Origin of the sequence: Paraburkholderia phymatum (genome assembly GCF_038900715.1) — a bacterium.
Lineage (GTDB): Bacteria > Pseudomonadota > Gammaproteobacteria > Burkholderiales > Burkholderiaceae > Paraburkholderia > Paraburkholderia phymatum_A.
Map to the genome: position 1 here is coordinate 32926 of NZ_JAYMRZ010000001.1, position 12032 is coordinate 44957.

Sequence of the window (12032 nt, forward strand, 5' to 3'; positions counted from 1 at the left end):
CATGCAAAACGAAAGACAAACATCATGTCGATGAGATCTGAATACTGCGGTCTGGTGACCGAACACCTCCTGGGTCAAACTGTGTCGCTGTGCGGCTGGGTGAGCCGGCGCCGCGACCATGGCGGCGTTATCTTCATCGATCTGCGCGACCGCGAAGGCCTCGTTCAGGTCGTCTGCGACCCGGATCGCGCTGAGATGTTCAAGACGGCCGAAGGCGTGCGCAACGAATTCTGCGTCCAGGTGAAGGGCGTCGTGCGCAACCGTCCGGAAGGCACGACGAACGCCGGCCTGAAGAGCGGCAAGATCGAAGTGCTGTGCCATGAGCTGACCGTGCTGAACGCATCCGTCACGCCGCCGTTCCAGCTCGACGACGACAACCTGTCGGAAACCACGCGCCTCACGCATCGCGTGCTCGACCTGCGCCGTCCGCAGATGCAGCACAACCTGCGTCTGCGCTACCGCGTCGCGATGGAAGTGCGCAAGTACCTCGATTCGCGCGGCTTCATCGACATCGAAACGCCGATGCTGACCAAGAGCACGCCGGAAGGCGCGCGCGACTACCTGGTGCCGTCGCGTGTGAACGCGGGCCAGTTCTTCGCGCTGCCGCAGTCGCCGCAGCTCTTCAAGCAGCTGTTGATGGTCGCGAACTTCGACCGTTACTACCAGATCACCAAGTGCTTCCGCGACGAAGACCTGCGCGCCGACCGTCAGCCGGAATTCACGCAGATCGACTGCGAAACGTCGTTCCTCAACGAGCAGGAAATCCGCGATCTGTTCGAAGACATGACGCGCCATGTGTTCAAGGAAACGATCGGCGTCGAGCTGGACGCGAAGTTTGCCGTGATGCCGTACTCGGAAGCGATGCGCCGCTTCGGCTCGGACAAGCCGGACCTGCGCGTGAAGCTCGAGTTCACGGAACTGACGGACGCGATGAAGGACGTCGACTTCAAGGTGTTCAGCACGCCGGCCAACACGAAGGACGGCCGCGTCGCGGCGCTGCGCGTGCAGAAGGGCAGCGAGCTGTCGCGTGGCGATATCGACAGCTACACGGAATTCGTGCGCATCTACGGCGCGAAGGGTCTCGCGTGGATCAAGGTCAACGAAGTAGCGAAGGGCCGTGACGGCCTGCAAAGCCCGATCGTGAAGAACCTGCACGACGCGGCCATCGCGGCCATCATCGAACGCACGGGCGCGCAGGACGGCGACATCATCTTCTTCGCGGCGGATCGCGCGAAGGTCGTGAACGACAGCCTCGGCGCGCTGCGCCTGAAAATCGGCCACTCGGAGTTCGGCAAGGCGAACGGTCTCGTCGAAGCGGGCTGGAAGCCGCTGTGGGTCGTCGACTTCCCGATGTTCGAGTACGACGAAGAGGAAAGCCGCTACGTCGCCGCTCACCACCCGTTCACGAGCCCGAAGGACGAGCACCTCGAATATCTGGAAACGGACCCGGGCCGCTGCCTCGCGAAGGCATACGACATGGTGCTGAACGGCTGGGAAATCGGCGGCGGTTCGGTGCGTATCTTCCAGGAAGACGTGCAGAGCAAGGTGTTCCGCGCGCTGAAGATCGGCGCGGAAGAAGCGCGCGCGAAGTTCGGCTTCCTGCTGGACGCGCTGCAATACGGCGCGCCCCCGCACGGTGGCATCGCATTCGGTCTCGACCGCATCGTCACGATGATGGCGGGCGCCGATTCGATCCGCGACGTGATCGCGTTTCCGAAGACGCAGCGCGCGCAGGATCTGCTCACGCAGGCCCCGAGCGAAGTCGACGAGCGCCAGTTGCGCGAGTTGCACATCCGTCTGCGTCAGCCCGAGCAAAAGGCTTAAATGTGACGTCAGGCGCGACGCGCCGTTAAAACAACGGCGAGTGCGCGAAACAACGAACGAAGAAGGCGCGTGATGCGCCTTTTTCGTTTTTTGCGTTAAAGTCACTGAAAGCTACGCCTTCCGACATGCGATCGCGCGACTCCCGCGCCGCTCTATCACCATGCCGAAACCGCCGAAGATTCCGGAATCCGTACTCGTCGTCATTCACACGCCCGAGCTCGACGTGCTGCTTATCGAACGAGCCGATCGGGAGGGGTTCTGGCAATCGGTAACGGGCTCGAAGGAGCGCATCGACGAGCCGATCGCGGAAACGGCCGTCCGCGAAGTGGCGGAAGAGACGGGCATCGTGATCGGCGGCGATCTCGTGCCGAGCGAGGCGCTCGTCGACTGGCATCATCACATCGAGTTCGAGATTTTTTCGACGTGGCGCCATCGCTATGCGGAAGGCGTCACGCACAACATCGAGCACTGGTTCAGCCTGCAAGTGCCTGAGCGTCTCGAAGTGACGCTCGCGCCGCTCGAACATACCGCTCATCTGTGGCTGCCATGGCAGGAGGCCGCCGAGCGCTGCTTCTCGTGGTCCAATCGCGACGCGATCCTGCAACTGCCGCAACGCGTGAAGGAGCGTTGCCGATGAGCGGCGGCGGCCGCAGCTTTGCGCGACTGACCCAGCATCTGCCCGGTCGGCGCTACGGGTCCAGGTATCGCTTTTGTACCGGCAACGAGATTCGCCTGTTCACCGAGGGCGACCCGTTCTTTGCGTCGCTGGTCGAGCGCATCGACGCCGCGCAACGCGACGTTGCGCTGGAAACCTATATCTTCTGCGACGACGCGGCGGGCCGCCCCGTCTCCGATGCGCTGATACGGGCCGCGTCGCGCGGCGTCCGCGTGCGCGTGATCACCGACGGCATCGGCACCGAGCGCCTCGCGATGTTCAACGACTGGACCTTGGCGGGCGTCGAGCATCGCATCTACAACCCGAATCTGTTCGGCCGCTTCGGCTTTTCGCGCACGCATCGCAAGCTCGCCATGGTCGACGATGCGTTCGCGTGGTGCGGCGGCATCAACATCGTCGACGACTACGATCAGAACGGCACGCGCCTGCCTTATCCGCGCTGGGATTTTGCGGTCGAGCTGCAAGGGCCCGTGGTGGCCGACGTGCGCGAAGCATTCGACGTGCAATGGGAGCGCATCCGCATCGGCCACCGGCCCGCGCTGACGCCGCCGCCCGTCGGCGCCCCGACGCCGCGCGTCGCGACCGCGCATTTCGTGCGCGCGCGGCAGAGCACGAGGAGCGCCCGCAATGCCGACATGCGCGCGATGGCCGAGCCGTGCGTCGCGTTCGTCGCGCGCGACAACTTCGTCAACCGGCGCGCGATCGAGAAGGCATATCTGACGGCGATCGGCCAGGCGCGCTCCGAAGTGCTGCTCGCCAATCCGTACTTCATGCCCGGCCGCAAGCTGCGGCGCGCGCTGATCTTCGCGGCGCAGCGCGGCGTCGACGTGCGTCTCGTGATCGGCAGAAAGGAGTTTGCCGCGCTCGATTACGCCGTGCCGTTCCTGTACCGTTCGCTGCTCAAGGCGGGCGTGAAGATCGCCGAGTACGAAAAGACCATGCTTCACGGAAAAGTGGCTGTCGTCGATTCGAATTGGGGCACGGTCGGCTCGTCGAATCTCGACGCGCTGAGCCTCGTGCTGAACAACGAAGCCAATGTCGTGCTGGTGCTGCATCCCGAGATCGACAGGTTGCGCGACGCGATCCTCGCGGCGTTCGACGAATCGCGCCGTATCGACGAAAAGCACTACGAGTCGCGTCCCGCCGGCGAGCGGCTGCTCAACTGGTTCGCGTACAACACCTATCGGCTGGCGATGAAGCTGTTGACGGTCGGCGGCTACGACTAGACGAACGATCGGAAGGCAGGCTGGAAAGAACGAAGAAGCGCAGACAAAATGCGATCCGCAGCGCTCAGAAAACACCAATTGGAGACAACTCAGACCAGTTCCGGCAAATGATTCTAAAAATTCCGCATCGTCCTATAGACGAATGACGGAAAATCGAAGCGTCGTTAGAAACCCGTTTCTAATAAATTCCTTGTTTCGCGGACGGTCACGCCCAATAATGGTACGACCGTTCGATTTTTTCCTTTCGATCAAATCAGACGGTACACAGCTATGCGAAAAGGCGAACAAACGCGAGCCGCGATTCTCGATGCAGCACTCGATCTGGCAAGCCGCGACGGACTGGAAGGTCTGACGATTGGCCTGCTGGCCGAGCGCATGCAGATGAGCAAGAGCGGAGTGTTCGCGCATTTCGGGTCGCGCGAGGACTTGCAGGTGGAAGTCGTGCGCGAATATCACCGTCGTTTTGAAGACGAGGTGTTCTTCCCGAGTCTGCGCGAGCCCCGTGGCTTGCCCCGCTTGCGCGCGATGCTCTCGCGCTGGATCGAGAAGCGCGTCCAGGAAGTCACGACTGGATGCATCTACATCAGCGGCGCGGTCGAGTACGACGATCGCGCGGACAGCGCGGTGCGCGAGCAGCTGGTGGCGAGCGTGCAGATGTGGCGCGCGGCGCTCACGCGAGCCATTTCGCAGGCAATCGAAGAAGGGCATCTGCGCGCAGATACGGACTCGCAACTGATGCTCTTCGAACTGTATAGCTTCACGCTCGGCCTGCATCACGACGCACGCTTTCTGCATCTGCCCGATGCCGTGCGCCTCACGTGGGCCGCGCTGGAAAAACTGATTGTTTCGCGTCAGAGCGAGAGCACGAGCCGCTAGCGGGGCTGGCTGGGTCCATCGGATCCAAACGGCGGTAGGCTGGTCGCGACGCTTAAGCCACACCTTTTGGATTGACTGGAGAGACTCATGGGACAGTACGCCGCGCCGCTGCGCGACATGCAATTCGTATTGCACGAGCTGCTGAACGTCGAAGCCGAGATCAAGCAGATGCCTAAGCACGCAGACCTCGATGCCGACACGATCAATCAGGTGCTCGAGGAAGCCGGAAAATTCTGCTCGGAGGTGGTCTTCCCGCTGAACCAGAGCGGCGATCAGGAAGGCTGCAAGTACGAAGGCGATGGCGTCGTCACCACGCCGAAGGGCTTCAAGGAAGCGTATCGGCAGTACGTCGAGGCGGGCTGGCCAGCGCTCGGCTGCGATCCCGAGTACGGCGGCCAGGGCCTGCCTGCGTTCGTCAACAACGCGCTCTACGAGATGCTGAACTCCGCGAACCAGGCGTGGACGATGTACCCCGGCCTGTCGCACGGCGCGTACGAGTGCCTGCACGCGCACGGCACGCCGGAACTGCAACAGGTGTATCTGCCGAAGCTCGTGTCGGGTCAATGGACAGGCACGATGTGCCTGACGGAGCCGCATTGCGGCACGGACCTCGGCATTCTGCGCACGAAGGCCGAGCCGAATGGCGACGGCTCGTATTCGATCAGCGGCACGAAGATCTTCATCTCCAGCGGCGAACACGATCTCGCCGACAACATCGTTCACCTCGTGCTCGCGCGTCTGCCCGATGCGCCGAACGGCACGAAGGGCATCTCGCTTTTCATCGTGCCGAAGTTCGTGCCCGACGCGAGCGGCAACCCCGGCGCGCGCAACGGCGTGAAGTGCGGCTCGATCGAGCAGAAGATGGGCATTCACGGCAACGCGACGTGCGTGATCAATCTCGACAACGCGAAGGGCTGGATGGTCGGCGAGCCGAACAAGGGCCTCAACGCGATGTTCGTGATGATGAACGCGGCGCGTCTGGGCGTCGGCATGCAGAGCCTCGGCCTGACGGAAGTCGCGTATCAGAACTCGCTCGCGTATGCGAAGGAGCGTCTGCAGATGCGCTCGCTGTCGGGCCCGAAAGCGCCCGACAAGGCCGCCGACCCGATCATCGTCCACCCGGACGTGCGCCGCATGCTGCTCACGCAGAAGGCGTACGCGGAAGGCGCGCGCGCGTTCTCGTACTGGTCGGCGCTGCATATCGACAAGGAGCTGTCGCATGCGGACGAAGCGGTGCGCAAGGAAGCCGCCGATCTCGTCGCGCTGCTCACGCCGATCCTGAAGGCGTTCCTGTCGGACAACGCGTTCGAAGGCACGAACCTCGCGATGCAGGTGTTCGGCGGCCACGGCTATATCGCCGAATGGGGCATGGAGCAGTACGTGCGCGACGCGCGGATCAACATGATCTACGAAGGCACGAACACGGTTCAGTCGCTCGACCTGCTGGGCCGCAAGGTGCTCGGCGACATGGGCGCGAAGCTCAAGAAGTTCGGCAAGCTGGTGACGGATTTCGTCGAGGCCGAAGGGATCAAGCCCGAGATGCAGGAGTTCGTCAATCCGCTCGCGGATATCGGCGACAAGGTCCAGAAGCTGACGATGGAAATCGGCATGAAGGCGATGCAGAACCCGGACGAAGTGGGCGCGGCGGCCGTGCCGTATCTGCGCACTGTCGGCCATCTCGTATTCTCGTACTTCTGGGCCCGCATGGCGCGCGTCGCGCTCGACAACGAAGCGTCCGGCGATCCGTTCTACAAGTCGAAGCTCGCGACCGCGCGTTTCTACTTCGCGAAGCTGCTGCCCGAAACGGCCTCGACGATCCGCGCCGCGCGCGCCGGCTCGAAGACGTTGATGGACATCGACGAAGCGCTGTTCTAAAGCCATCGCAGGCGGCGCATCGATCGTCACGCCATGCGCCGCTGCTCCTCTCTCTCACATACGTCGCGTCAAGGAGGCTACGTGCGTCTTCACGCGGCAACTCGCGACACTGCATAACTCCCTCGGAGGAACGACGTGAGCAATCTCATCATTCGCAAGGTCGCCGTGCTCGGCGCCGGCGTGATGGGCGCGCAGATCGCTGCGCACCTGATCAACGCCAGAGTGCCCGTGCTGCTGTTCGATCTGCCTGCAAAGGAAGGCCCGAAGAACGGCATCGCATTGAAGGCGATCGAGAACCTGAAGAAGCTGTCGCCGGCGCCGTTCGGCGTGAAGGACGACGCGCAATATATCCAGCCCGCGAACTACGATGACGACATCGACAAGCTCGCCGAATGCGACGTGGTGATCGAAGCGATCGCCGAGCGCATGGACTGGAAGCACGATCTCTACAAGAAAGTCTCGCCGCACGTCGGCGCGAATGCGATCTTCGCGACGAACACGTCGGGCCTGTCGATCACGGAATTGTCGAAGGGCTTCTCCGACGAACTGAAGGCGCGCTTCTGCGGCGTGCACTTCTTCAATCCGCCGCGCTACATGCATCTGGTCGAGCTGATCCCGACCACGGCGACGCGCCCGGACATCCTCGATCAACTCGAAACGTTCCTGACGAGCGTCGTCGGCAAGGGCGTCGTGCGCGCGAAGGACACGCCGAACTTCATCGCGAACCGCGTCGGCGTTTTCTCGATCCTCGCGGTGATCGCAGAAGCCGCGAAGTTCGGCCTGCGCTTCGACGAAGTCGACGATCTGACGGGCAGCCGCCTCGGCCGCGCGAAGTCGGCGACGTTCCGCACGGCGGATGTCGTCGGTCTCGACACGATGGCGCACGTCATCAAGACGATGCAGGACAACCTCGCAGACGATCCGTTCTTCCCCGTCTACGAAACGCCCGCCGTGCTCGCGGGACTGGTGAAGCAGGGCGCGCTTGGCCAGAAGACGGGCGCGGGCTTCTACCGGAAGGAAGGCAAGGCGATCAAGGTGCTCGACGCGAAGACGGGCAGCTATGTCGATGGCGGCGCGAAGGCCGACGAGCTGGTCGGCCGCATTCTCAAGCGCCCGCCCGCCGAGCGCCTGAAGCTCTTGCGCGAAACGCAGCATTCCCAGGCGCAATTCCTGTGGGCGATCTTCCGCGACGTGTTCCACTACATCGGCGTGCATCTGGAATCGATCGCCGACAACGCGCGCGACGTCGATCTCGCGATCCGCTGGGGCTTCGGCTGGAACGAAGGCCCGTTCGAGGGCTGGCAGACGGCGGGCTGGAAGCAGGTCGCCGAGTGGGTGCAGGAAGACATCGCGGCGGGCAAGGCGCTGTCGAATGCGCCGCTGCCCGCGTGGGTGCTCGAAGGCCCCGTCGGCGAAAAGGGCGGCGTGCATACGAACGAAGGCTCGTGGTCTCCGGCTGAACAGCGCTTCGTGCCGCGCTCGTCGCTGTCCGTGTACGACAAGCAGGTGTTCCGCGCGCCGCTCGCGGGTGAATCGAACGAAGGGGGCGCCGATCCGAAGACCTACGGCAAGACCGTGTTCGAAACGGATGCTGTGCGCGCGTGGGTCGACGATCGCGCGGGTGAAGGCGACGTGTTGATCGTGTCGTTCAAGAGCAAGATGAACACGATCGGGCCGTCGGTGATCGACGGCCTCGTGCAGGCCATCGACGTCGCCGAGCAGGACTACAAGGCCGTCGTGATCTGGCAGCCGACGTCGCTGAAGCTCGGCGCGCCGGGCGGTCCGTTCTCGGCGGGCGCGAACCTCGAAGAAGCGATGCCCGCGTTCATGATGGGCGGCGCGAAGGGCATCGAGCCGTTCGTGAAGAAGTTCCAGCAGGGCATGCTGCGCGTGAAGTACGCGAACGTGCCGGTGGTCGCGGCCGTGTCGGGCATCGCGCTCGGCGGCGGTTGCGAACTGGTGCTGCATAGCGCGAAGCGCGTCGCTCATATCGAGAGCTATATCGGTCTCGTCGAAGTGGGCGTCGGTCTGGTGCCGGCGGGCGGCGGCCTGAAGGAAGCGGCGTTGCGCGCCGCCGAAGCGGCGACGCAAGTGGGCGCGACCAACGATCTGCTCAAGTTTCTGCAAAAGCCGTTCGAAAACGCGGCGATGGCGAAGGTCTCGGGCTCCGCGCTCGACGCCCGCGCGATGGGTTATCTGAAGCCCTCGGACACGATCGTCTTCAACGTCTTCGAGCTGCTCGACACCGCCAGGAAGGAAGCGCGCGCGCTGGCCGCAGCGGGCTATCGTCCGCCGCTGCGCGTGACGCAGGTGCCCGTCGCCGGCCGCTCGGCGATTTCGACGATCAAGGCGTCGCTCGTCAACATGCGTGACGGCCGCTTTATCAGCGACCACGACTACCTGATCGCGAGCCGCATCGCGGAAGCGGTGTGCGGCGGCGATGTCGAAGCGGGCAGTCTCGTCGACGAAGAATGGCTGCTGGCGCTCGAGCGTCGCGCGTTCGTCGAACTGCTCGGCACGCAAAAGACGCAGGAACGGATCATGGGCATGCTGCAAACGGGCAAGCCGGTGCGCAACTGAGGAGCTTCAAATGACAAAGCAATTGCAGGACGCCTATATCGTCGCCGCGAGCCGCACGCCGATCGGCAAGGCGCCGCGCGGAATGTTCAGGAACACGCGCCCCGACGAACTGCTGGTGCACGCGATCCGATCGGCCGTCGCGCAGGTGCCCGGCCTCGATACGTCGCTGATCGAAGATGCGATCGTCGGCTGCGCGATTCCCGAAGCGGAGCAGGGGCTCAACGTCGCGCGGATGGGCGCGTTGCTGGCGGGTCTGCCGAGCACGGTCGGCGGCGTGACGGTGAACCGCTTCTGCGCATCGGGCGTGACGGCGCTCGCGATGGCGGCGGACCGCATTCGCGTCGGCGAATCGGACGTGATGATCGCGGGTGGCTGCGAATCGATGAGCATGGTGCCGATGATGGGCAACAAGCCATCGCTGTCGCCGCATATCTTCGACCGCAATGAGGACGTCGGCATCGCCTACGGGATGGGCCTCACGGCGGAGAAGGTCGCGGAGCGCTGGAAGGTGAGCCGCGAGCAGCAGGACCAGTTCTCGGTCGAATCGCACCGCAAGGCGATCGCCGCGCAGCAGTCGGGCGAGTTCAACGACGAGATCGCGCCGTACACGCTAACCGAGCGCTTCCCCGATCTGGCGACGGGCGAAGTCAACGTGAAGACGCGCGAAGTGAAGCTCGACGAAGGCCCGCGCGCCGATACGTCGATCGAAGGTCTCGCGAAGCTGCGCACCGTGTTCGCGAACAAGGGCACGGTGACGGCGGGCAACAGCTCGCAGACGTCGGACGGCGCGGGCGCGCTGATCGTCGTGTCGGAAAAGATCCTGAAGCAATTCAACCTGACGCCGCTCGCGCGCTTCGTCAGCTTCGCCGTGCGCGGCGTGCCGCCGGAGATCATGGGCATCGGTCCGAAGGAAGCGATTCCCGCCGCGCTGAAGGCCGCGGGTCTGAAGCAGGACGATATCGACTGGATCGAGCTGAACGAGGCGTTTGCCGCGCAATCGCTCGCGGTGATCAACGACCTGGGCCTCGATCCGTCGAAGATCAATCCGCTCGGCGGCGCGATCGCGCTCGGCCATCCGCTCGGCGCGACGGGTGCGATTCGTGCAGCAACCGTCGTGCACGGGCTGCGCCGGCGCAATCTGAAGTACGGGATGGTGACGATGTGCGTCGGGACGGGCATGGGCGCGGCGGGGATCATCGAGCGGCTGTAGTTTCCCTGTAGTTCTTTATCGCTTGCGGGCCGCTTTTTTGCCGCATTGATGCGGGCGGTCCGCCCGGCACATGCAACGCGGAACACATCGACGAACGTCGAGGAGTCACAAGATGGACATTCTGGTCGAACGCACAGCCGACGTGCTGACGATAGCCTTCAACCGTCCCGACAAGAAGAACGCGATCACGGCCGCCATGTATCAGACGATGGCCGATGCGCTGGTTCAGGCGCAAGACGACGCCTCGGTGCGCGCGATCCTGATTCGCGGCAGCGTGGGCATTTTCAGCGCGGGCAACGATCTCGAAGATTTCCTGAACAAGCCGCCCGTCCGCGAGGACGCGTCCGTGTTCCAGTTCCTGCGTGCGATCTCGGAGGCGGAAAAGCCGCTCGTGGCGTCGGTGGCGGGCGCGGCTATCGGCGTGGGCACGACGCTGCTGCTGCATTGCGATTTCGTCTACGCGGCCGACACCGCGATGTTCTCGCTGCCGTTCGCGCAACTGGGCCTCTGCCCGGAAGCGGCGTCGTCGCTGCTGTTGCAGCGCGTCGCCGGCTATCAGGCGGCCGCCGAAAAGCTGATGCTCGGCGAAGCGTTCGACGCGAAGGAAGCGCAGCGCATGGGCTTCGTGAACCGTCTGCTGCCGGCCGCCGAAGTGGATGCGTTCGCGATGAAGCAGGCGCAGAAACTGGCCGCGCTGCCCGCATCGTCGCTGCGCGTGACCAAGCAGTTGATGAAGCGCGCCGCCCAGCACGAACTGCGCACGCAGATGACCGACGAGGCCGTGCACTTCGCGAAGATGCTGCTCGCGCCCGAGGCGAAGGAAGCGTTCAGCGCGTTCTTCGAGAAGCGCAAGCCGGACTTCCGGCAGTTCGGCTGAGCGTGGACGCGTGAGCGCGAGCCGTCGTCAGACGGTGTCGTAATCGACGTAACTCGACTCGCGGCAGAAGCTCACGAGCCGCACGCCCGCTTCGCGCGCAATCGTGATCGCGAGCGACGACGGCGCCGAAATGGTCGCGACCATCGGAATGTCGACGCGCGCGGCCTTGCGCACCAGTTCGTAGCTCGCGCGGCTCGACAGGAATACGAAGCCGTCTGTCGTATCGACGCGGTCCAGCACGAGCCGGCCGATCAGCTTGTCGAGCGCGTTGTGGCGGCCGACGTCCTCGAACGCATAGCGGATCGCGCCCGTCGCGTCGCACCACGCGGCCGCGTGCAGGCCGCCCGTCATCTTCGTGAGCGCCTGATGCGCGGGCAGTTCTTTTGCGGCACGGGCGATCGCATCGGGCGCGAGCCGTTGCAGAAAGCCGGTGTCGGGTATGCGTTCGGGCGTCAGGTCGAGCAGATCGATGCTTTCGATCCCGCACACGCCGCAGCCCGTTCTGCCCGACAGCGCGCGGCGCTTCTCCTTCAGCGCGACGAACGCCTGCTGCACGACGGTCAGCTGCACCTCCGCGTGGGGCAATTTGCCGTCGCGGAACTCGACCTCGATGTCCTGAATGTGCGCGCCGCGCTCGACGATCCCCTCCGAAATCGCAAACCCGACCGCGAACTCCTCCAGATCGCGCGGCGTGCACATCATCACCGCATGCGAGATGCCGTTGAAGACGAGCGCGACGGGCCACTCCTGGCCGACATGATCGGCGACCGTTTCGACGGTTTCGACCGCTCCGCCGCGGTGCCGGCGCACCGATTGCTCGATGACGCCCGGCTGTTCGCCCGTTTCCAGTTCGTTCACCTGCCTGCTCCTCTCGTGCCTTGCAAAGGG

Annotated in this window: 9 protein-coding genes; 8 read left to right on the plus strand and 1 reads right to left on the minus strand. The window is 64.2% G+C overall.

Annotated features, from left to right (window positions below; translation table 11 throughout):
• Positions 1–24: 24 nt before the first annotated feature.
• The 8 genes from aspS to VSR68_RS00175 all read left to right on the plus strand — a co-directional run bounded on the left by aspS (position 25) and on the right by VSR68_RS00175 (position 11144).
• Positions 25–1824: an aspartate--tRNA ligase gene (gene aspS / locus VSR68_RS00140; RefSeq protein ID WP_342937883.1), complete on the plus strand. Its 1800-nt coding sequence runs from the start codon at positions 25–27 to the stop codon at positions 1822–1824.
• A 160-nt stretch (positions 1825–1984) separates the two neighbouring features.
• Positions 1985–2461 (plus strand): dihydroneopterin triphosphate diphosphatase, encoded by a 477-nt coding sequence (gene nudB / locus VSR68_RS00145; RefSeq protein WP_342937884.1) that lies wholly within the window; start codon positions 1985–1987, stop codon positions 2459–2461.
• Positions 2458–3726 carry a cardiolipin synthase ClsB gene (gene clsB, locus VSR68_RS00150; RefSeq protein ID WP_342937885.1) on the plus strand — a complete coding sequence of 423 codons (1269 nt, stop codon included), beginning with the start codon at positions 2458–2460 and terminating at the stop codon, positions 3724–3726. Before nudB ends, clsB begins: the two co-directional genes overlap by 4 nt.
• Positions 3727–3996: 270 nt before the next feature.
• Positions 3997–4602, plus strand: coding sequence for a TetR/AcrR family transcriptional regulator (locus VSR68_RS00155; protein ID WP_087734085.1), 606 nt, complete (start codon positions 3997–3999; stop codon positions 4600–4602).
• An 87-nt stretch (positions 4603–4689) separates the two neighbouring features.
• Positions 4690–6477 carry an acyl-CoA dehydrogenase C-terminal domain-containing protein gene (locus tag VSR68_RS00160; RefSeq protein WP_342937886.1) on the plus strand — a complete coding sequence of 596 codons (1788 nt, stop codon included), beginning with the start codon at positions 4690–4692 and terminating at the stop codon, positions 6475–6477.
• Positions 6478–6612: 135 nt separating this feature from the next.
• Positions 6613–9057 carry a 3-hydroxyacyl-CoA dehydrogenase/enoyl-CoA hydratase family protein gene (locus tag VSR68_RS00165; protein WP_342937887.1) on the plus strand — a complete coding sequence of 815 codons (2445 nt, stop codon included), beginning with the start codon at positions 6613–6615 and terminating at the stop codon, positions 9055–9057.
• Positions 9058–9067: 10 nt separating this feature from the next.
• Positions 9068–10267 carry an acetyl-CoA C-acyltransferase gene (locus tag VSR68_RS00170; RefSeq protein WP_342937888.1) on the plus strand — a complete coding sequence of 400 codons (1200 nt, stop codon included), beginning with the start codon at positions 9068–9070 and terminating at the stop codon, positions 10265–10267.
• A 112-nt stretch (positions 10268–10379) separates the two neighbouring features.
• Positions 10380–11144 carry an enoyl-CoA hydratase gene (locus VSR68_RS00175; protein ID WP_342937889.1) on the plus strand — a complete coding sequence of 255 codons (765 nt, stop codon included), beginning with the start codon at positions 10380–10382 and terminating at the stop codon, positions 11142–11144.
• A 27-nt stretch (positions 11145–11171) separates the two neighbouring features.
• Here the strand turns inward: VSR68_RS00175 and fdhD are convergent, their stop codons facing one another.
• Complete coding sequence (gene fdhD / locus VSR68_RS00180) at positions 11172–12002, minus strand: formate dehydrogenase accessory sulfurtransferase FdhD (RefSeq protein WP_342932444.1); 831 nt, start codon at positions 12000–12002, stop codon at positions 11172–11174.
• Positions 12003–12032 lie beyond the last annotated feature (30 nt).

Excerpts from the sequence above, each read along its gene's own strand:
- aspS (WP_342937883.1), top strand. The coding sequence starts at position 25 with ATGTCGATGAGATCTGAATACTGCGGTCTGGTGACCGAACACCTCCTG.
- nudB (WP_342937884.1), top strand. The coding sequence starts at position 1,985 with ATGCCGAAACCGCCGAAGATTCCGGAATCCGTACTCGTCGTCATTCAC.
- clsB (WP_342937885.1), top strand. The coding sequence starts at position 2,458 with ATGAGCGGCGGCGGCCGCAGCTTTGCGCGACTGACCCAGCATCTGCCC.
- VSR68_RS00155 (WP_087734085.1), top strand. The coding sequence starts at position 3,997 with ATGCGAAAAGGCGAACAAACGCGAGCCGCGATTCTCGATGCAGCACTC.
- VSR68_RS00160 (WP_342937886.1), top strand. The coding sequence starts at position 4,690 with ATGGGACAGTACGCCGCGCCGCTGCGCGACATGCAATTCGTATTGCAC.
- VSR68_RS00170 (WP_342937888.1), top strand. The coding sequence starts at position 9,068 with ATGACAAAGCAATTGCAGGACGCCTATATCGTCGCCGCGAGCCGCACG.
- VSR68_RS00175 (WP_342937889.1), top strand. The coding sequence starts at position 10,380 with ATGGACATTCTGGTCGAACGCACAGCCGACGTGCTGACGATAGCCTTC.